Origin of the sequence: Kribbella hippodromi (assembly GCF_039531045.1) — a bacterium.
GTDB classification, from domain to species: domain Bacteria; phylum Actinomycetota; class Actinomycetes; order Propionibacteriales; family Kribbellaceae; genus Kribbella; species Kribbella hippodromi.
This window is the reverse complement of record NZ_BAAAPH010000010.1, coordinates 54,670-73,726: the sequence shown is the minus strand read 5'-3', so window position 1 is coordinate 73,726 and position 19,057 is coordinate 54,670. Positions and strand designations below refer to the sequence as shown.

The window sequence follows — 19,057 nt, the reverse complement described above, 5'->3', positions numbered from 1 at the left end:
GTCACAATAGCCGCCATGGGTCCACTCGAGGGCGTGAAGGTGGTCGAGCTGGCCGGGATCGGTCCGGCGCCGTTCGCCTGCATGATGCTGGCCGAGCTCGGTGCCGAGGTGCTGCGGATCGACCGGCCCGGCGGCAACATCTCGCTCGGTCCGCACGAGCTGGATCTGCTGAACCGCGGCCGCCGGAGCGTCGCGCTGGACCTGAAACAGCCGGCGGCGGTGGACGTCGTACGCCGCTTGGTCGCACAGGCCGACGTGCTCGTCGAGGGCTTCCGGCCGGGCGTCGCGGAGCGGCTCGGCCTGGGTCCGGAGGACTGTCACGCGGTGAACCCGCGCCTGATCTACGGGCGGATGACCGGCTGGGGCCAGGACGGCCCACTCGCGCAATCGGCCGGGCACGACATCGACTACCTCGCGATCTCCGGCGCGCTGCATCTGATCGGTCGCGCGGGCGGCCCACCGCAAGTACCGGCGAACCTGCTCGGCGATTTCGCGGGCGGATCGCTCTACCTGGTCATCGGCGTACTGGCCGCGCTGCACGAGGCGCAACGCAGCGGGCGCGGACAGGTCGTGGATGCGGCGATCGTGGATGGCTCAGCGCACTTGACCACGATGCTGCTCGGCGCGCTCGCGGCCGGTTCGTGGCGCCAGGAGCGCGGGATGAACTTGCTGGACACGGGCGCGCCGTTCTACGACGTGTACGAAACGGCCGACGGCAAGCATGTCGCGGTCGGCGCGCTCGAGCCGCAGTTCTACGCCGAGCTGGTGGAGAAGCTCGGAATCGACTTGCCCGATCGCAACGACCCGGCGCGCTGGCCGGAGCTGCGGAAGACGTTGACCGAGACGTTCCGGCAGCGTACGCAGGCCGAGTGGACCGCCCTTTTCGACGGCTCCGACGCCTGTGTCGCACCGGTGCTTCCACTTGCCGCCGAGCATCCACATCTCGTTGCCCGCGGCACCTTTGTGGAGCATCACGGCGTCCGGCAGGCCGCGCCCGCGCCGCGGTTCGACCGTACGCCGACGAGCCTGGACCGGCCGCCGGCGCGACCGGGCGAGCACACCCGGGAGGCCTTGGCCGACTGGGGAATCACCGACCTCGACGCCCTGCTGGAGTCCGGCGCAGCCGTCCAGAACTGAAAGGAATCCGCCCGTGGAACGTCAGCTCTTCGACGCCGATCACGACGCCTTCCGGGAGTCCGTCCGCGCGTTCTGCGAGAAGGAGATCGTCCCGCATCACGACGGCTGGGAGGAAGCCGGCATCGTCCCGCGCGAGCTGTGGACGGCGGCCGGCGCCGCGGGCCTGCTCGGTTTCATGATGCCGGAGGCGTACGGCGGTGGTGGCGCGCGTGACTTCCGGTTCAACACGGTACTGATCGAGGAGCTGACCCGGGTCCGCGCGAGTGGGGTCGGCTTCACGATCCACACCGACATCAACTCGGCGTACCTGCTGGACTACGCGACCGACGAGCAGAAGGCGCGCTGGCTGCCGGCGTTCTGTTCGGGGGAGACGATCACCGCGATCGCGATGACCGAGCCCGGCGCGGGCAGTGACCTCCAGGGCATCCAGACCACCGCGCGGCGAGACGGCGACCATTACGTACTGAACGGGCAGAAGACGTTCATCTCGAACGGAATCCTCGCCGATCTGGTCGTCGTGGTCGCCAAGACCGATCCGGACGCCGGCGCGCAGGGGATCTCGCTGATCGTGGTCGAGCGCGGCATGCCCGGCTTCGTACGCGGCCGGAACCTGGACAAGATCGGGCTGAAGGCGCAGGACACCGCCGAACTGTTCTTCGACAACGTCCGGGTGCCGGTGGCGAACCTGCTGGGCGAAGAGGGCAAGGGCTTCGTCTACCTGATGGAGAAGTTGCCGCAGGAGCGCCTGACCATCGCGGTGGTCGCGGCCGCTGCCTGCGAGAACGTGCTCGCCGACACGCTTGCGTACGTGAAGGACCGCAAGGCGTTCGGACGGCCGATCGGGTCCTTCCAGAACAGCCGGTTCGTCCTCGCCGAACTCGCCACCGAGATCCAGATCGCCCGCGTCTTTGTCGACCGCTGCATCCAGGAACTGAACGCCGGCACCCTCACCGTCGCCGAAGCCGCGATGGCGAAATGGTGGACCACCGAACTGCAGCAGAAGGTCGTCGACCGCTGCCTCCAGCTCCACGGCGGCTACGGCTTCATGACCGAGTACCCGATCGCCAAGGCCTACCTCGACACCCGAATCCAAACCATCTACGGCGGCACCACCGAAATCATGAAAGAAATCGTCGGCCGGTCGATGGGGATCTGACGGCAGCTCGACAGTACGTATATGCCCACTGTGCGGCTGGGTGGGCGGGACGCCCGCCTGAAGGGCTCGGGTGGTGGAGGTATACGTACTGTCGAGCTGCCGATGGTCAGCGAGGTTTGTTCTTGGTGCGGCGGATGGTGTCGCGTTGGGTTTCGCCGACGGCTCGTTCGTAGGCGAGGACCAGGCCCTGGATGGTGACGGGTTTGAAGCGCTGGACCAGCTGCTGGATGTGTTCGGGTGGGCCGCCGGAGTCGCGGTAGTGCGGCCAGACCTTGGTGCGGAAGACCTCGGTGAGTTCTTCGGCGATCGCGCGGCCGTGTTCGGTGAAGATGCGGCCGGCGTCCTGGACGGCTTCGACCGGGAGGTCCAGGTCGAGCAGTTCGACGCCGAGGCTCAGGTGTGCGGTCGCGACCTGGAACACGTCCTCGTCGGGCGTCGGTTCGACCACGCCGAGCGCGACCAGCATCTCGATGTCGTCGTCGGTCAGGTCGCGGCCGGTACGCCGTACCAGCGCCCCCCGGTCCAGCGTTTCGGGGAGATCGCGCATCCAGGGCGTGAGCAGCGTACGGTGCAGCGCGATGTCCTGCGGGGTGGCGTCGGTGGGGATGCGTTCCAGGTACCCCTCGATCGCCTGCAGGGTGAAGCCGTGCGCCTGCAGCTCGCGGACCAGGTCGAGCCGGGCGATGTGCTCCGGGCCGTAGTACCCGACCCGGCCGCGCCGGATCGGCGGCGGGATCAGCCCGCGCCCGGCGTAGAACCGCAACGTCCGCACGGTCATCCCGACCCGCGCCGACAACTCGTCCACCGTCAGCGTCGCGTCCCCCGGAGCATCCGACATGGCGGAGATCATAACGACCGGTACTTGACTATCATGACAGCACCACTGTCACAATCAATCCCATGACCAGTGAAGCGTTTCTGTACGACGCGATCCGGACGCCGCGCGGGAAAGGGAAACCGGCCGGCGCGCTGCATGAGGTCAAGCCGATTCAGCTGATCACCGGGCTGTTGCAGGAGCTGCGGACCCGGCATCCTGAGCTTGATCCGGCCGCGATCGACGACGTCGTGCTCGGCGTGGTCACCCCGATCGGCGACCAGGGCATGGACATCGCGCGCACCGCGGTCCTGATGGCCGGCTATCCGGAGACCACCGGCGGCGTGCAGCTGAACCGGTTCTGCGCGTCCGGCCTGGAGGCGGTCAACCAGGCGGCGCAGCGGGTCCGGTCCGGCTGGGAGGACTTCATCCTGGCCGGCGGCGTCGAGTCGATGTCGAGGGTGAAGATGGGATCCGACGGCGGGGCCTGGGCGATGGACCCGGAGACCGCGCTGGAGACCGGCTTCATCCCGCAGGGCATCAGCGCGGACCTGATCGCCACCCTGGACGGTTTCTCCCGCACAGACGTCGACGCGTACGCGGCCGAGTCCCACGCCCGCGCCGCCAAGGCCTGGGCGAACGGCTATTTCGCGCGCTCCGTCGTACCGGTCGTGGATCGCAACGGCCTGCGGATCCTCGACCACGACCAGCTGGTCCGCCCGGGTACTTCGGTCGAGACGCTGGCCGGTTTGCCGTTGTCGTTCGCCGCGATCGGTGAGCACGGCGGCTTCGACTCGGTCGCCTTGGAGAAGTACCTGACCGTCGAGCGCATCGACCACGTACACCACGCCGGCAACTCGTCCGGCATCGTCGACGGAGCCGCACTGGTTGCGATCGGCAACGAGAAGGCCGGCGAGGCGCTCGGCCAGGCGCCGCGCGGCCGCGTGGTCGCGACCGGCGTCAGCGGCGCGGACCCGACGATCATGCTCACCGGCCCGGCACCGGCCGCCCGCAAGGCGCTGGCCCGCGCCGGCCTGGACGTCGCGGACATCGACCTGTTCGAGATGAACGAGGCGTTCGCGGCGGCGGTCATGCATTTCATGAAGGACCTCGGCGTACCGCACGAGAAGGTGAACGTGAACGGCGGCGCGATCGCGCTCGGCCACCCGCTCGGTGCGACCGGCGCGATGCTGATCGGAACCCTGCTGGACGAGTTGGAGCGCCGCGAACTGCGCTACGGCCTGGCGACCCTGTGCGTCGGCGGCGGTATGGGAGTCGCGACCATCATCGAGAGGCTGTCCGCATGATCGAGTGGAAGAACGACGCGGGCGTGGTCACGCTCACGATGAACGACCCGGACGCGTCGGCGAACACGATGAACGATGCGTACGTCGCCGCGATGGGCACGGTCGTGGAACGCCTGGTCGCGGAGAAGGCGCTGCTCAAGGGCGTGATCATCACCAGCGCCAAGCCGACGTTCTTCGCCGGTGGGAACCTGCGCCAGCTCTCGCGGATCCAGCCGTCGGACGCCGCCCAGGTCTTCGAGCTGATCGAGCTGGTCAAGCGGCAGCTGCGGACGCTGGAAACGCTCGGCGTACCGGTCGTTGCCGCGATCAACGGTTCCGCCCTGGGCGGCGGCCTCGAGATCGCGCTCGCCTGTCACCACCGGATCGTTGCCGATGACAACCGCATTGAGCTCGGCGTACCCGAGGTGACGCTCGGTCTGCTGCCCGGCGGCGGGGGAGTGACGCGTACGGTCCGGATGCTCGGCTTGCAGGACGCACTGATGAAGGTGCTGCTGCAGGGCCAGCGGATGAAGCCGGCGCACGCACTGTCGGTCGGGATCGTCGACGAGGTGGTACCGGCGGCCGAGCTGCTGGATGCGGCGCGCCGGTGGATCACGACGTACAGCGGCGACGCCAAGCAGCCGTGGGACCGCGACGGCTACAAGATCCCCGGCGGGACGCCATCCTCGCCGAAGCTGGCCGCCTTCCTGCCCGCGTTCCCGGCGAACCTGCGCAAGCAGCTCAAGGGCGCCCCTTACCCGGCGCCGCGCGCGATCATGAGCGCCGCGGTCGAGGGCAGCCAGGTCGATTTCGAGACCGCATCCCGGATCGAGTCCCGGTATTTCGTCTCGGTCGCCACCGGCCAGATCGCGAAGAACATGATCCAGGCGTTCTTCTTCGACCTGCAGTCGATCAACGCGGGCGGATCGCGGCCCGATGGCGTACCCGCCTATCGTGCGCGCAAGGTCGGCGTGCTCGGCGCCGGGATGATGGGTGCGGGGATCGCGTACGTCTGCGCGAAGGCCGGCATCGAGGTAGTGCTCAAAGATGTCTCGCTCGAGGCGGCGGCGCGCGGTAAGGAGTACTCCGAGAAGCTGCTGGCGAAGCAGGTCGCCAAGGGGCGTACGACGGCCGCTGATGTGGAAACCTTTCTCAGCCGGATCACGCCGACCGGAGATCCGAACGAGCTGGCCGGCTGCGATCTGGTGATCGAGGCGGTGTTCGAGGACGCCGGGCTGAAGCAGAAGGTGTTCGCCGAGATCGCCGGCGTGGTCGAGCCGGATGCGCTGCTCTGCTCGAACACGTCCACGCTGCCGATCAGCTCGCTCGCGGACGGGATCGACCGGCCGGACGACTTCGTCGGCATGCACTTCTTCTCGCCGGTGGACCGGATGCCGCTGGTCGAGCTGATCGTCGGCGCGAAGACGTCCGACCGGGCGATCGCGCAGGCGTACGACGTCGTACGCCAGATCCGGAAGACGCCGATCGTGGTGAACGACAGCCGTGGGTTCTTCACCTCGCGGGTGTTCGGCACGCTGGTGATGGAAGGCGCCGCGATGGTTGCGGAGGGTGTCGACCCGGTCATGATCGAGCGGGCGGCGACTCAGGCCGGGTTCCCGGCGCCGCCGCTGGCGATGCTGGACGAGGTCACGCTGACGCTGCCGCAGAAGATCCGCGACGCGGCCCGGGCGGCCGGGGACAGCGCGGGGGCCTTCGACGATCATCCGGGGATGGCGGTCACGGACCGTCTCGTCAACGAGTTCGACCGGCGCGGGAAGGCGGCCGGGGCGGGGTTCTACGACTACCCGGCCGACGGTCCGAAGCGGTTGTGGCCCGGCTTGTGGGAGCACTTCGGCCGGAGCGAGCAGGCTGCGGCCGGTGCGGCCGGCGGTGCGGATTCCGCGGCGATTCCGCTCTTGGACCTGCAGGAGCGGTTCCTGTTCGCGATGGCGCTGGAGACCGTGAAGTGCCTGGACGAGGGCGTGCTGCGGTCCGTACCCGACGCGAACATCGGTTCGATCTTCGGCATCGGCTTCCCGCCGCTGCACGGTGGCGCGTTGCAGTACGTGAACGCGTACGGCCCGGCCGCCTTCGCCGACCGGGCACGCGAGCTGGCCGCGGCGTACGGGACGCGCTTCGAGCCGCCCGCCGCACTTGTCCGGAAGGCGGCCGCGGGGGAGATCTTCGGCTGATCACGGGCCGATACCAACTCAAGCAAATTCCACACATTCGAACAAAGAACAGCGCGCCCGGTCTTGCGCCGGGCGCGCTTTTGCGCCATTGTGCTGGCACTTCTACAACGATTGACCTGCAGTACCTGGTGCCAACTCTCGGAGATGCTTAACGCCGTTAAGTACCTCGGAACCGTGCGTCGTACCCCTGCGACGTTCCCTCTCGGGAAGGTGGAATTCATGCCTGCTCATGTTCCGAACGCCGGACTCACCCGGCGCGACCTGCTCAAGCGGACCGGCGGACTCGCCGCGCTGGCCGCCTTCACCGCGGCCTGCGGCGGCAACACCGGCCGCCCGTCGTCCGGCGGTGGCGGTGGTGGCGACAAGGTCAACCTGTCGCAGTGGTACCACCAGTACGGTGAGACCGGTACGCAGCAGGCGGCGCTCAAGTACGCCAAGGCGTACACGGATGCGAACGTCACGGTGCAGTGGACGCCCGGCGACTACGGCGCCAAACTCTCCTCCGGACTGCTGTCCAGCAAAGGTCCGGACGTCTTCGAGAGCCAGCTGAACATCGGCATGGTGAAGAGCAACCAGGTGGTCGCGCTGGACGACATCATGGCCGACGTCAAGGACGACTTCCAGCCCGGTGACCTGGCCACGAACACCGTCGACGGCAAGATCTACGGCATCCGGATGATCGTCGACCCGCAGGTCATCTACTACCGCAAGTCGCTGCTGGACAAGGCGGGCATCAAGCCGCCGGAGACCATCGACGACCTGATCGCCGCGGCCAAGGAGCTCACCACCAACAAGGTGAAGGGCATCTTCGTCGGCAACGACGGCGGCCTGGCGCTGGGTGGACCGGCGCTCTGGTCGTCCGGCGGGGACCGGCTCACGGCGGACCACAAGCCGGGGTTCGGCAACCCGCGCGCGGCGCAGGCGTTCGGCAAGCTGCACCAGCTGTACGCGGACAAGAGCATCCTGCTCGGCTCGCCGACCGACTGGACCGATCCGAGCGCGCTGAACCAGGGCCTGGTCGCGATGCAGTGGATCGGTATGTGGGCGGTCCCGGGAATGCAGAAGGCGTTGGGCGATGATCTGGGAGTGATCCCGTTCCCGAAGCTTGACGCGCAAGGCAAACCGGCCGTGTACTCCGGCGGCTGGACCCAGTTCGTTTCGGCCAAGAGCCCGAACGTCGACGCGGCGAAGAAGTTCGTCAAGTGGCTGTGGCTCGACAAGCAGGACTTCCAGGAGGACTGGGCGCTGAACTACGGCTTCCACATCCCGCCGCGGAAGAGCCTCGCGGCCAAGGCGTCGAAGCTGCAGAGCGGGGTCGCGGCCGATACGGTCAAGCTGACCGCCGACTACGGGCACACCGACGACCCCGCTTGGACGCCGAAGATGAACACCGCGTACAACGACATGCTGACGAACATCATCAAGAAGGGAGCCGACCCCGCCGCCGAGATCGCCAACGCCGAGAAGACCGTCAACGCCGAGCTGTCGCGGTTGTTCGGATGAGCGCACCGGCCAAAAACCGTACCGAATCCGCTGAAACCGGTACGCGGCGGGGTTCGCGGCGCCGCAAGCAGGGGATCGCCGGGAACGCGTTGTGGTTCTGGGTGTTCGTCGGCCCGTTCGTGATCGGTCTGCTGGTCTTCTCGTACCTGCCGATCATCTGGAGCCTGGTCCTCAGTTTCTTCGAGGCGTACAACACGGTGACGCCGTCGAAGTTCGTCGGGCTGAAGAACTACGTCGACATGCTCACCGACCAGAACTTCCTCTCCAGCCTGGGGACGTTCACGATCTTCGCGGTGTTCATCGTGCCGCTGACGTTCGCGCTGTCGCTGCTGCTGGCGTTGCTGGTCAACCAGGTGAAGATCGCGCGGGCGTTCTTCCGGTCGGTGTTCTTCCTGCCGACCGCCTGCTCGTACGTGGTCGCGTCGCTGATCTGGAAGCTGTCGATCTTCAACGGCGTCCGGTTCGGCCTCGCGAACACCGTGCTCGGCTGGTTCGGCATCGACAACATCGCCTGGCTGTCGACGGTCAGCCCACCGTGGTACTGGATTCCGCTGATCACTGTCCGGTTGTGGCTGCAGCTCGGCTTCTACATGATCCTGTTCATCGCGGGCCTGCAGCGGATTTCGCCGACGTTGTACGAAGCCGCGTACGTGGACGGTGCGAAGCCCGGGTGGCAGGTCTTCCGGTACATCACGCTGCCGCAACTGCGCGCGACCTCGGTCGCCGTCCTGATCCTGAACCTGATCGCGGCGTACCAGGCGTTCGACGAGTTCTACAACCTGATCGGCAACGTCAACTACGCGCGGCCGCCGCTGGTCTACCTGTACGGGATCTCGCTCGGCCAGATCCAGGACCTCGGCCACGGTTCGGCCGGCGCGCTGATCCTGGCGGCGATCATCATGATCGTGACACTGCTGCAGAGCCGGCTTTTCGGCTTCGGAAAGGCGGGCGACTGATGGCGGCCTCTGAGCGTACGACCGGAACCCCGCAGCCGATCGGGTTCAGCCGCAGCCCGCTCGGCCGGGTCGGCATGGTGCTGCGCTGGATCGCGCTGTTCGTCGCGGTGGTGCTGTTCCTGCTGCCGTTCTACCTGATCCTGCGCAACGCGTTGTCCACCGAGGGGGACATCACGGCGCCGTCGTGGACGTTGTTCCCGTCGCATTTGCAGTGGGGGAACATCAAGGAACTGTTCAGTGACACCCAGGTACCGATGGCGCGGGCTTTGTACAACTCCGCGGTCGTGGGCATTCTCGGTACGGCCGGACAGTTGCTGCTGGCATCGATGGCCGGGTATGGGCTGGCGCGCATTCCGTACAAGCATGCGGACAAGATCTTCTATGCGATCGTGGCGACACTGATGATTCCGGGGGCGGTCACGTTCATCCCTTCGTTCATCGTGGTGTCGTCGCTCGGCTGGGTGTCGTCGCTGCGAGGGCTGATCATCCCGACGCTGTTCAGTGGGTTCGCGGCGTTCTTGTTCCGGCAGTACTTCCTCGGGTTCCCTCGTGAGTTGGAGGAGGCGGCGCGGGTGGATGGGGCCGGGTACTTCGGGGTGTTCTGGCGCATCGTCGTACCCAACTCGCTGCCGTTCTTCGCCGCACTGGCCGCGATCACCTTCATCGGCAACTGGAACTCGTTCCTCTGGCCGCTGGTGATCGGCCAGGACTCGTCCTCGTGGACCATCCAGGTGGCGATGTCCACGTTCATCACGGCCCAGACCATCAACATCCATGAACTCTTCATGGCGGTCGCGGTCTCGATCCTCCCACTGGTCCTGATCTTCGCCTTCCTCCAGCGCTACCTGATCCAAGGCGTAACCCAATCCGGCATCAAGGACTGACTTCGCTAGGACCGCGGACAGCCGGTGCAGCCGTCCGCGGTCCCCACCAGGTGCCCACGGTCGGGAAGCCGCCCGCGGTCCCCGCCAGGTGTCCGCAGTCCGGCAGCCGCCCGCGGTCCCCGCCAGGTGTCCGCAGTCCGGCGGCCGCCCGCGGTCCCCGCCGGCCGTCCGCGCTCCGGCAGCCGCCCGCGGTACCTCAGTTCGATGCACCAACCTGCAACCGCGACACCGGTCGGCCGCGCTCGCATCGAACTGTCGGCAGTTCGACAGGTAGTGCACCCCCGAGACGCCGTACACCCCGGCCCCTCCACGCTCAAGTGCACTACCCACCAACCCACACCTCCTGTCGATCCGCCCACCACCCACCACACAGCCCAGCCACTCGCCCCCGCATAACCCGCCCCGAATCGGGCAGCCCCCGGCGGACCCACACATCAGTCACGGGAGCGGGTTAACCACTGAAATCGCCCCTTCACCTGCCGCATGCGAATGGGGAACGCACAACTCGCGAGGTTAACGACCGAAATGGCCGCAAGCATGGCCGGATGCTCAGCTGCGGATTTCGCCTGGTGTGACGTCAGCTGGTCGGAGTGCGCATCGGCGGGGCGGCCGACAGGGTGCTGTGTCTCCGGGCTCCCGGCGCACGTCGCGACCAGCGAGGCCGCGGTCTGCGGTCTGCGAAGCCGCGGGCTGCGGGCTGCGACCAGGCGAAGCTGCGGGCTGCGGGCTGTGTGTGGGCGGTCGCGGGGTGTTGCTGTGAGCTGCTGTCGGCTGTGGTCGGCTGTGGGCTGTGCTGTGGGTGGTCGGCGGGTGCTGCGGCGGGTGCTGCGGTGGGCGGTCAGCGGGGTGTTGTTGTGGTGGGGCGATCGGCGAGTTTTAGGGTGATGACGCCGGTGATGATGACGGTCAGCCAGAGGGCCTTGGTGAGGGTGAGGGTCTCGGGGAAGAAGACTGGGCCGAGGAGGGCGGTGCCGGCGGCGCCGGTGCCTGCCCAGACCGCGTACCCGAGGCCCACGTCGATGGTCCGAAGGGCGAGACTCAGCGCCCAGAGGGTGAGCAGGAAGAACAGCCCCGCGGTGACCGACCATTGCCAGACAGTGAAGGCATGGCTGCCGCCAACCGACAACGCGTACCCGATCTCGAACCCACCCGCCAGCAGCAGCATCGGCCACCCTTGAGCACGACCCCCACCGCTCTTGCCGACAGAGTGTTCAGCGGATGGACCGGCCGACTGGATGACGGCGGGGTTGGCGGATCGGCCAGCGGATGTACTGGCAGCGGGGTCGGCGGATTGGTGAGCGGATGCGCTTGCGGGGTTGTCAGCGGGCGTGCTGGCGGAGCGGTTAGCGCGTCTGCTACCCGAGGAAGTGCTGCCGGTGGGTATGCCGCTCGGCTGGTTGGCGGCTGCGCTGCTGGAGTGATTGGCGGCTGCGCTGCCGGAGCGGATGGCGGTGGTGTTGGCGGCGGGGCTGGCGGTGGGGTTGGTGGGTGTGTTGGTGGAGTGGTTGGTGGGGGAGGGGTTTGTGGTCATGGGTGGGTCCTTCGGGGTGGGTCAGCTGGTGAGTTGGAGGCCGACGACGCCGGTGATGACGAGGGCGATGCCCACGGCCTTGCGCCAGGTGAGTTGCTGGTGGAAGACGAGGGCGCCGAGGAGCGTGATCCCCACGCCGGCCAGTGAGGTCCACAGGGCGTACCCGGTGCCGATCGGGAAGGTCAGGAGGGCGCGGCTCAGCGCGTACGTACCGAGCGCGCCCGTGACAAGAGTCGTGATCGTCCAGCCGCGATGGGTGAAGCCGTTCGCCTTTCCCGCCGAGATCGCCACCGCGATCTCGAAGAAGACGGCGACGGTGAGGTAGAGCCAGTGCATGCTCGTCCTTTCAGGATCGTTCGAGCGGGCAGCTCGACCCCCTCAGCGTGCAACTTCACATTGGTGTCAGGTGCAACACTTGGGCCCGGGAGGAAGCATGCGCATTGGTGAACTCGCGGAGGCGAGCGGCGTCAGTACCCGGTCGTTGCGGTACTACGAGGAACAGGGTCTGATCCGCTCCGGGCGTACGGCTGGTGGCTGGCGAGACTTCGACCCGACGATGATCGAGCGCGTCGTGATGATCCAGCACCTGCTGGCGGCCGGCCTGGGTAGCGTGACCATCGGAGAACTCCTCCCATGCCTCGAAGCCCCACCCGAGGAGCGCACCGGCGAACTGGAACTGCTGCTCGCCCAACAAGTCCACCGCCTGGAAGAAAGACGCCGAGAGCTCGACCGCGAACTGGAAGTCCTGGACGCCCTCAGACGAGACACCAGCACCGCACTAACAATCACCGCAGCAACCGCCTGACCCCGCCGCCCGGCAACAGAACCCCCGTACGAATCCGCGAGTCCTACGCGGACCTGCGCTGGACAGGTTGCACGCGCGGTTGCGGTGGAGACGGGTCGTGCGCGGAACCGTCGTGCGGGACCGAGGGTGCATGCGGATCTGCGGTGGGAACGGGTTGTGCGCGAAGCTGTCGCGCGGGACGGCGGGTTGCATCGCACCTGTGGTTGGCGGGTGGCACGCGGTTCTGCGGTGGGGATGGGTTGTGCGCGGAGCTGTCGTGCGGGACGGCGGGTTGCATGCGCACCTGTGGTTGACGGGTGGCACGCGGTTCTGCGGTGGGAACGGGTTGTGCGCGGAGCTGTCGTGCGGGACGGCGGGTTGCAGGCGGACCTGGTGGACGGGTTGCGCGCGGTTCTGCGGTGGGGATGGGTTGTGCGCGGAGCTGTCGTGCGGGACCGCGAGTTGCTCGCGGACCCGCGGTGGGAGCTGTGCGCGGAGCGGTCGTGGGGGACCGCGGGTGCGTGCGGTTCTGCGGTGGGGGATGGGTTGTGGGCGGGGTTGGCGTGCGGGTTTGCAGGTTGCGGGTTGGGGGGTGGGAACCGGGGTGGGGGTTGTTGCGTCTGGGTGGTGTTGGTGTCCGTGGGTGGTGACGGGCAGTTGGTCGACTCGAGTGTGGAGCAGGCATGACACAGCCAGAACCCGATCGCAACCACCCGGCACCCCCGCAGCCGCCTCACGCTGCATCTCCGCATGTGCCTCACGCTGCATCTCCGCAGCCGCCTCATGCGGCGCCTTCGCAGCCGCCTCACGCTGCATCTCCGCAGCCGCCTCATGTGGCGCCTTCGCAGCCGCCTCACGCTGCGCCTTCGCAGCCGCCTTACGCGGCGTCTCGCGGGGGTCTGCACTCGGCGCCTCACTCCGGGCCCGAGTACGGGGCGGGGCAGAATGGGCAGTCGGCGTACGGGGCGCCGCAGCACTTGTGGCCTGATTATGCGCGGCCGCAGAGCAATGCGCAGTGGGCGGCGGTGCCGGGGGCGCGGGAGCGGGTTGGGTCGGCGGTGTTCGGTGCGCTGGCGCTCCTGGTCGGGCTGGCAGCGGTGGTAGCTCCGTTTGTCCCGGCGGATATGACCGGCTTCCGGCAGTACGCGGCGGTCCCCTTCGCCCTGACCGGCATCGGGCTCGCGGTCGTCGGCCTGACCGGCCGCCGCGCCGGCAAACCCCTCGCCGTGGTCGGGGCCGCCTTCTCCGTACTGGCCCTCGCGATCAGCCTGTACATGGTCGCCGCCTTCCGCTAAATCAAGCCACCCGATGACGTGTTTCCTGCGTACGTTCAACGCATGCGAACCGTCACCCGCGCCCAGGCAATCGCCTACCGCCTGCGCACCAACCACCTGACCGCCCGCCTCCCACCGGAATCACACGAACAGGCGGCGTACGCCGGCTTGCAAGACACCGCACCGCGAGACGCACTACTCGGCTTGTACGCGCGGATGTCAGGTTGCCAACCAGCCGACTGGGAGCACCCAGCCTTCCTGCAGACCTACAGCCCGCGCGCGGCGGTGTACGTCCTACCGGCGCGCGACTTCGGCGTGTTCACGCTCGGCCGGATGCCGCTCGATCAGGCTGCGGCACGAAGGATCGAGAACCTCGCCGAGCAGGTTTGTGCGGTCCTCGATGGCGAGGAGCGGCGCGGCGCGGGCGTACACGGCTTGCGGGAAGCATGCGCCAGCGGTCGGATCGCGCTGCGATGGGACACCACGTCGCTCTGGGCACGCGAGGTGCTGCGGCCGGTGCTCGACGTACGGGATGCGCGGGCCGAGTTGTGCCGACGACACGTACACGCCTTCGGCCCGACGACGCCGAAGGTCTTCGCGTGGTGGTCGGGTCTGTCGGCAGGCGATGCGCGGACCGTGTGGGGCGAGGTCGCGCACGAGTTCGTCGAGGTTGAAGTTGACGGTGTACCGGCGTGGGTGCCGGCGGCGGACGAGGAACGGTTGCACACGGCAACCACGCCGCGGGGCGTACGGCTGCTTGTCGCGTCTGATCTTCGGTTGTTCGGACGGGATCGTGAGGGTCGGTTCATCGCGCCCGGTCTGCGGCGGCTGACCAGTGCCGCGGACACGTTCCACCCGAACGGTCTGATGGTCGACGGTCGCATCGTCGGTGCGTGGGGCCGGAAGGGCGGGCGGGTGAGCGTACGCCTCGCCGAGCCCATCACCACGACCGCACGTGACGCCCTTCAGGAGGAGGTCGCGGGGATGCCGGTTGGGTCGGGCCCTCAGCTGATGCGGGACAATTAGCCGTATGGCTGCTCTTCCCAACTGTCCCTGTGGTCGCGACGCCTCGTATGACGCTTGTTGTGGGCGACTGCACCGTGGTGTGACGACGGCGTCCACCGCCGAGGAGTTGATGCGGTCGCGGTACAGCGCCTTCGTACGGCATGACGCGGCGTACTTGCAGAAGACCTGGTCGCGTACGACCCGCCCGGCCCGGATCGACTTCCCGAGCCGGATCTGGACCGGGCTGGAGATCCTCGGTACGACCGGCGGCACCGCCTTCCACACCGAAGGCACCGTCGAGTTCAACGCGCACTACACCACCGGCATCCAGCACGAAAACAGCACCTTCACCCGCGAATCCGGCGAATGGGTCTATGTCGCCGCCCTCTGACCCCCACCACTGGCGCGCGGGCCGGGTCGAACGAACCCTGGCCGTGGTCCCGCTGATCGCGGCGATCGTGACAACCGCGATCCTGCCAGAGTTCTGGCCGACGATCCCGCTCGCCCTCGTCCTGCTGACCAGAGTGTGGCGCGTCGACCTCCGGCTGACGGACGAAGAGCTGATCTTTCGCGGCTTCGTAGGCACCAGGCGCATCCCGCGGGCAGACATCACGTCAGCGCGGTTCGACTACAAACCGCTCGGGAACATCGTTCTGGAGATCCACCGGCACTCGGGCGTTGTCGACCAGCTGTTGTTCTCGCCCAAGCTGTCGTCGACTGAGCTCAGCGGGGATCCGCCGCCGGTGGACAGCGCCGCGTATCGGATCACCCGCTGGGCCGAGCAGTACGAGAAACCCGGGACGGCTACTGCGTGATCTGGTAGGTCGGGGTGATGATTGCTCGGGCTAGGGTGTGGAAGGCGAGGTTGAAGGAGACGACGGCGGGGGTGGCGTCGGCGTCCACGTCCAGGGCTTCCACGTCGATTGCGTGGATCACGAAGTAGTACCGGTGGACCTGGTCGCCCGCGGGTGGGGCGGCGCCGCCGTAGTTCTTGGTGCCGAAGTCGTTCCGGACGTGGAAACCGCCGTTGTCGAGGCGGTCGGTGCTGCCCGCGCCGGCCGGGAGCTCCGTGACGCTTGCCGGGAGATTGACCAGCACCCAGTGCCAGAACCCCGATACGACCGGCGCATCCGGGTCGAAGCACGTGACGACGAAACCCTTCGTCTCCGCAGGGAACCCGGACCAGCTGAGCTGCGGCGAGGTGTTCCCGCCCGCGAAGGCATGCGCGTCCGCCAGCGGCCGGCCGTCGGTGACATCCGCGCTGGTGACGGCGAACGAACCGGCCCGCGGCAGCAGCTCGTAGGGGTCCGGGGCGACAGGGCGATCGAGCGACATCTGTGATCCTCCGGGATCTCGCGAACGTGTGGTGATTCCGACACTACTGTCCAGATCCCGCCGGTCCGTCCCGGGGCACACACCTGAGGATGCGAAGATCGGGGGTACGCAGCGGCGGGAACGGATGGAGGACACGGTGGACAGGTACCTGGAGCGGATCCGCCCCGCGGATCAGGCGGCGATGCGGGCCGCGTCCGAGCGGCAGGCGGCGCTCACCAAACCGGCCGGTTCGCTGGGTGTACTCGAGGAACTGTCCGTTCGCGTGGCCGGGATGACCGGCACCTGCCCGCCCGCGATCCCAGCACCCGCGGTAGTGACCGTTTTCGCGGCTGACCACGGCGTCCACGCCCAGAACGTCTCGCCCTGGCCGCAAGCGGTGACCGCCGCGATGCTGGCCAACTTCGCCGCCGGTGGCGCCGCGGTGAACGCGTTCGCGAAGAACAACGGCGTCGACGTACGCGTGGTGGACGTCGGCGTAGCGACCCCGGTCGACCAGCTCGACATCATCCACGCCAACGTACGCCCCGGTACCCGCGACCTCTCGCAAACCCAAGCGCTCACCGAAGACGAGGTCGCCGCCGCGATCGCGGTCGGAGCCGACCTGGCCGACAGCCTGGTCCGCGACGGGTACCGCTGCCTGCTCACCGGCGACATGGGCATCGCGAACACCACCGCCTCGGCCGCGCTGATCGCCACCTTCACCGGCGCGACCGCCGCCGTGGTGACCGGCCGCGGCACCGGCATCGACGACGCCACGCTGGCCCACAAGACAGCAGTCGTCGAAACCGCCCTCGTACGCCACGCCGTGCCGCCGACCGAACCGCTCAAGGCCCTCCAGGCGTACGGGGGTCTCGAGCACGCCGCACTTGCCGGCTACATCCTCGGCGCCGCCGCCAACCACGTCCCGGTGATCCTCGACGGCGTGATCGCCGGCGCGGCTGCACTCGTGGCGCAGGCGCTGCACCCGGCCGCGATCGACTACTGCGTCGCCGGCCACCGCTCGGCCGAGCCGGGTCATGCGGTCGCGCTGAAGACGCTCGGCCTGCAGCCGCTGGTGGATCTCGACCTGCGGCTCGGTGAGGGTACCGGCGCGGTGCTCGCGTACCCGATCCTGTCCTGCGCGGTGCGTGCGCTCGCCGAGATGGCCACCTTCGAGGACGCGGGGATCACTTCGTGACACACCAGTACCTGTCCGGCCTCGTCCTCGACGGGCGGCGCGTGGTCGTCGTCGGCGGCGGTGGTGTCGCGCAGCGGCGGTTGCCGCGGTTGCTCGAGGCGGGCGCCCGGATCGACCTGATTTCGCCGTCGATCACGCCGACGATCGAGGGTCTGCTCGGCAACGCGTCGCTGACCTGGATCGAGCGCGGATACCAGGCCGGTGATCTCGACGGCGCCTGGTACGTGGTGGTCGCGACCGATGACGCCGACGTGAACGACCAAGTTTCGGCGGAGGCGGAAGAGCGGCGGATCTTCTGCGTACGGTCCGACGACCGTTCCCGCGCGACCGCGTGGACGCCGGCCTCGGGTCAGCACGACAACGTCACGATCGGCGTACTGGGTGGTGGCGATCACCGGCGGTCCGCGGCCGTCCGCGATGCGATTCTCGAAGGTCTGCGAATCGGTGAACTGGCGGCGCGCGATGTGGACCGCCGACCGGGCGTGTACTTGGTCGGTGGTGGGCCGGGTGATCCGGATCTGATCACGGTTCGCGGGCGGAGGCTGCTGGCCGAGGCCGACGTGGTGGTGGCGGACCGGCTCGCGCCGCAGCAGTTGCTGGATGAGCTGCATCCGGACGTCGAGTTGTTCGACGCGGCCAAGTTGCCGCGGGGACGGGCGGCGCAGCAGGAGGAGATCAACCGGATTCTGATCGAGCGCGGCCGGGAGGGGAAGGTCGTCGTCCGGTTGAAGGGCGGGGACCCGTACGTGTTCGGGCGCGGGTTCGAGGAGGCGCTGGCGTGTGCGGCGGCCGGGGTGCCGTGGACGGTGGTGCCGGGGATCACGAGCTCGATCTCGGTGCCGGCAGTGTCGGGGATTCCGGTCACACATCGTGGCGTGACGCATGAGTTCACCGTGGTGTCGGGGCATATTCCGCCGTCGCATCCGGATTCGCTGATCAACTGGGATGCGCTGGCGCAGTTGCACGGGACGCTGGTGTTGCTGATGGCGGTGCAGAACCTGCCGGCGATCGCGGCCCGGTTGATCGCGGCGGGGCGGCCGGCTGACACCCCCGCGGCGGCGATTGCCGACGGCACCCTGCCCGGTCAGCGGATGGTTACGTCGGACCTGGCCGGAATCGCGCAGGCGATGGCCGACGAGGGCGTCAGCGCTCCCGCGATCGTTGTCATCGGCAACGTGGTGGACGTGGCAGCGCAGGCACAATGAGCCCATTGGTTGAAATAACAGAATCAACTGACTCTCGGCTGGCTGATTATGTGCAGTTGCGGGAGGTGAATCTGCGGCGGTTGCTCGAGGAAGAGCATGGGCTGTTCATTGCCGAGGGCGACAAAGTCATCCGCCGCGCCGCCGACGCCGGGTTCGAGCCGCGGTCGTTCCTGCTCGCGCCGCGCTGGCTCGACTCGTTGCGGGACGTCATCGCGCAGTGGCCGGACAAACCGGTGTACGTCGTTTCCGAGGAACTCGCCGAACAGGTCACCGGGTTCCACGTCCACCGCGGCGCGCTCGCCTCGTACAAACGCCGCGCGCCGGTCCGGCTGAGCGACCTGCTGACACCGGACGTACGCCGGATCGCGATCTTCGACGAAATCGTTGACCACACCAACGTCGGCGCCGGGTTCCGGGCCGCGGCCGCGCTCGGCGTGGACCTCGTCCTGGTGACTCCGACCTGCGCGGATCCGCTGTACCGGCGGTCGATCAAGGTCTCGATGGGTACGGTCTTCCAGGTCCCGTGGACGCGCTTGCAAAGCTGGCCGGGCGACCTGCGGCACCTGCAGGACAACGGGTACGTAGCGGCCGCGATGGCACTCACCGACGACTCGATCACGCTCGACGAACTGTCCGACCGCAAGGACGAGAAGCTCGTACTCATCTTCGGCACCGAAGGTCACGGCCTCAAACCGAACGTCCTGCGCCAGGCCGACCTGACCGTACAAATCCCCATGTCCGGCGGCGTCGACTCGCTCAACGTAGCTTCCTCGGCAGCCGTCGCCTTCTACGCAACGCGACCAGAAATTCACTAGACG

General features: G+C 68.1%; 19 protein-coding genes. 15 read left to right on the top strand and 4 right to left on the bottom strand.

Annotated features, from left to right (window positions below; genetic code table 11):
• Positions 1-15 precede the first annotated feature (15 nt).
• Positions 16-1,137: a CaiB/BaiF CoA transferase family protein gene (locus ABD260_RS17105; RefSeq protein ID WP_344234560.1), complete on the top strand. Its 1,122-nt coding sequence runs from the start codon at positions 16-18 to the stop codon at positions 1,135-1,137.
• Between the two features lie 13 nt (positions 1,138-1,150).
• Complete coding sequence (locus tag ABD260_RS17100) at positions 1,151-2,293, top strand: acyl-CoA dehydrogenase family protein (protein WP_344234559.1); 1,143 nt, start codon at positions 1,151-1,153, stop codon at positions 2,291-2,293.
• 106 nt (positions 2,294-2,399) lie between these two features.
• Here the strand turns inward: ABD260_RS17100 and ABD260_RS17095 are convergent, their stop codons facing one another.
• Positions 2,400-3,131, bottom strand: a complete 732-nt coding sequence (locus ABD260_RS17095) for a MerR family transcriptional regulator (protein WP_344234558.1) — start codon at positions 3,129-3,131, stop codon at positions 2,400-2,402.
• Positions 3,132-3,193: 62 nt separating this feature from the next.
• On the opposite strand from ABD260_RS17095, the gene ABD260_RS17090 reads away from it, so the two are divergent.
• The 5 genes from ABD260_RS17090 to ABD260_RS17070 all read left to right on the top strand — a co-directional run bounded on the left by ABD260_RS17090 (position 3,194) and on the right by ABD260_RS17070 (position 9,928).
• A complete protein-coding gene (locus ABD260_RS17090) occupies positions 3,194-4,414 on the top strand; it encodes an acetyl-CoA C-acetyltransferase (RefSeq protein ID WP_344234557.1) in 1,221 nt (406 codons plus the stop codon).
• On the top strand, positions 4,411-6,585 hold the full coding sequence (locus ABD260_RS17085; RefSeq protein WP_344234556.1) for a 3-hydroxyacyl-CoA dehydrogenase NAD-binding domain-containing protein: 2,175 nt from the start codon (positions 4,411-4,413) through the stop codon (positions 6,583-6,585). The genes ABD260_RS17090 and ABD260_RS17085 overlap by 4 nt, the downstream gene beginning before the upstream one ends.
• A gap of 219 nt (positions 6,586-6,804) precedes the next feature.
• Positions 6,805-8,088 carry an ABC transporter substrate-binding protein gene (locus ABD260_RS17080; protein ID WP_344234555.1) on the top strand — a complete coding sequence of 428 codons (1,284 nt, stop codon included), beginning with the start codon at positions 6,805-6,807 and terminating at the stop codon, positions 8,086-8,088.
• Positions 8,085-9,044 (top strand): carbohydrate ABC transporter permease, encoded by a 960-nt coding sequence (locus tag ABD260_RS17075; RefSeq protein WP_344234554.1) that lies wholly within the window; start codon positions 8,085-8,087, stop codon positions 9,042-9,044. Before ABD260_RS17080 ends, ABD260_RS17075 begins: the two co-directional genes overlap by 4 nt.
• Positions 9,044-9,928: a carbohydrate ABC transporter permease gene (locus ABD260_RS17070; RefSeq protein WP_344234553.1), complete on the top strand. Its 885-nt coding sequence runs from the start codon at positions 9,044-9,046 to the stop codon at positions 9,926-9,928. The genes ABD260_RS17075 and ABD260_RS17070 overlap by 1 nt, the downstream gene beginning before the upstream one ends.
• Positions 9,929-10,766: 838 nt before the next feature.
• Here the strand turns inward: ABD260_RS17070 and ABD260_RS17065 are convergent.
• Together ABD260_RS17065 and ABD260_RS17060 are read right to left on the bottom strand one after the other, a co-directional pair.
• The gene (locus ABD260_RS17065; RefSeq protein WP_344234552.1) at positions 10,767-11,093 is read right to left on the bottom strand and encodes a DMT family transporter; all 327 of its coding nucleotides are present in this window, start codon (positions 11,091-11,093) and stop codon (positions 10,767-10,769) included.
• Positions 11,094-11,480: 387 nt separating this feature from the next.
• Complete coding sequence (locus ABD260_RS17060) at positions 11,481-11,795, bottom strand: DMT family transporter (protein ID WP_344234551.1); 315 nt, start codon at positions 11,793-11,795, stop codon at positions 11,481-11,483.
• Between the two features lie 97 nt (positions 11,796-11,892).
• Between ABD260_RS17060 and ABD260_RS17055 the strand changes: the two genes are divergently transcribed.
• The 5 genes from ABD260_RS17055 to ABD260_RS17035 all read left to right on the top strand — a co-directional run bounded on the left by ABD260_RS17055 (position 11,893) and on the right by ABD260_RS17035 (position 15,337).
• Positions 11,893-12,264 carry a MerR family transcriptional regulator gene (locus ABD260_RS17055; RefSeq protein WP_344234550.1) on the top strand — a complete coding sequence of 124 codons (372 nt, stop codon included), beginning with the start codon at positions 11,893-11,895 and terminating at the stop codon, positions 12,262-12,264.
• 956 nt (positions 12,265-13,220) lie between these two features.
• The gene (locus ABD260_RS17050; RefSeq protein ID WP_344234549.1) at positions 13,221-13,538 is read left to right on the top strand and encodes a hypothetical protein; all 318 of its coding nucleotides are present in this window, start codon (positions 13,221-13,223) and stop codon (positions 13,536-13,538) included.
• A 42-nt stretch (positions 13,539-13,580) separates the two neighbouring features.
• Complete coding sequence (locus ABD260_RS17045; protein WP_344234548.1) at positions 13,581-14,543, top strand: DNA glycosylase AlkZ-like family protein; 963 nt, start codon at positions 13,581-13,583, stop codon at positions 14,541-14,543.
• A gap of 79 nt (positions 14,544-14,622) precedes the next feature.
• Complete coding sequence (locus ABD260_RS17040; RefSeq protein WP_344234547.1) at positions 14,623-14,913, top strand: YchJ family protein; 291 nt, start codon at positions 14,623-14,625, stop codon at positions 14,911-14,913.
• Positions 14,897-15,337: a hypothetical protein gene (locus tag ABD260_RS17035; protein ID WP_344234546.1), complete on the top strand. Its 441-nt coding sequence runs from the start codon at positions 14,897-14,899 to the stop codon at positions 15,335-15,337. The genes ABD260_RS17040 and ABD260_RS17035 overlap by 17 nt, the downstream gene beginning before the upstream one ends.
• Here ABD260_RS17035 and ABD260_RS17030 read toward each other — a convergent pair.
• Entirely contained in the window at positions 15,327-15,857 is a 531-nt protein-coding gene (locus tag ABD260_RS17030) for a YbhB/YbcL family Raf kinase inhibitor-like protein (RefSeq protein ID WP_344234545.1), read from the bottom strand. The genes ABD260_RS17035 and ABD260_RS17030 overlap by 11 nt on opposite strands.
• A gap of 136 nt (positions 15,858-15,993) precedes the next feature.
• Here ABD260_RS17030 and cobT point away from each other — a divergent pair, with 136 nt between their 5' ends.
• The 3 genes from cobT to ABD260_RS17015 are packed head-to-tail and all read left to right on the top strand — an operon-like array spanning position 15,994 to position 19,054.
• Positions 15,994-17,034 (top strand): nicotinate-nucleotide--dimethylbenzimidazole phosphoribosyltransferase, encoded by a 1,041-nt coding sequence (gene cobT, locus ABD260_RS17025; RefSeq protein ID WP_344234544.1) that lies wholly within the window; start codon positions 15,994-15,996, stop codon positions 17,032-17,034.
• On the top strand, positions 17,031-18,239 hold the full coding sequence (gene cobA, locus ABD260_RS17020; RefSeq protein WP_344234543.1) for a uroporphyrinogen-III C-methyltransferase: 1,209 nt from the start codon (positions 17,031-17,033) through the stop codon (positions 18,237-18,239). Before cobT ends, cobA begins: the two co-directional genes overlap by 4 nt.
• Positions 18,236-19,054, top strand: coding sequence for a TrmH family RNA methyltransferase (locus ABD260_RS17015; RefSeq protein WP_344234542.1), 819 nt, complete (start codon positions 18,236-18,238; stop codon positions 19,052-19,054). The genes cobA and ABD260_RS17015 overlap by 4 nt, the downstream gene beginning before the upstream one ends.
• Positions 19,055-19,057 lie beyond the last annotated feature (3 nt).

Bases quoted from the DNA above. Each gene is read 5' to 3' on its own strand.
- ABD260_RS17055 (WP_344234550.1), top strand. From the start codon at position 11,893: ATGCGCATTGGTGAACTCGCGGAGGCGAGCGGCGTCAGTACCCGGTCG.
- ABD260_RS17090 (WP_344234557.1), top strand. From the start codon at position 3,194: ATGACCAGTGAAGCGTTTCTGTACGACGCGATCCGGACGCCGCGCGGG.
- ABD260_RS17060 (WP_344234551.1), bottom strand. From the start codon at position 11,795: ATGCACTGGCTCTACCTCACCGTCGCCGTCTTCTTCGAGATCGCGGTG.
- ABD260_RS17085 (WP_344234556.1), top strand. From the start codon at position 4,411: ATGATCGAGTGGAAGAACGACGCGGGCGTGGTCACGCTCACGATGAAC.
- ABD260_RS17065 (WP_344234552.1), bottom strand. From the start codon at position 11,093: ATGCTGCTGCTGGCGGGTGGGTTCGAGATCGGGTACGCGTTGTCGGTT.
- ABD260_RS17105 (WP_344234560.1), top strand. From the start codon at position 16: ATGGGTCCACTCGAGGGCGTGAAGGTGGTCGAGCTGGCCGGGATCGGT.
- ABD260_RS17095 (WP_344234558.1), bottom strand. From the start codon at position 3,131: ATGTCGGATGCTCCGGGGGACGCGACGCTGACGGTGGACGAGTTGTCG.
- ABD260_RS17015 (WP_344234542.1), top strand. From the start codon at position 18,236: ATGAGCCCATTGGTTGAAATAACAGAATCAACTGACTCTCGGCTGGCT.
- ABD260_RS17080 (WP_344234555.1), top strand. From the start codon at position 6,805: ATGCCTGCTCATGTTCCGAACGCCGGACTCACCCGGCGCGACCTGCTC.
- ABD260_RS17075 (WP_344234554.1), top strand. From the start codon at position 8,085: ATGAGCGCACCGGCCAAAAACCGTACCGAATCCGCTGAAACCGGTACG.
- ABD260_RS17030 (WP_344234545.1), bottom strand. From the start codon at position 15,857: ATGTCGCTCGATCGCCCTGTCGCCCCGGACCCCTACGAGCTGCTGCCG.
- ABD260_RS17045 (WP_344234548.1), top strand. From the start codon at position 13,581: ATGCGAACCGTCACCCGCGCCCAGGCAATCGCCTACCGCCTGCGCACC.
- ABD260_RS17035 (WP_344234546.1), top strand. From the start codon at position 14,897: ATGTCGCCGCCCTCTGACCCCCACCACTGGCGCGCGGGCCGGGTCGAA.
- ABD260_RS17070 (WP_344234553.1), top strand. From the start codon at position 9,044: ATGGCGGCCTCTGAGCGTACGACCGGAACCCCGCAGCCGATCGGGTTC.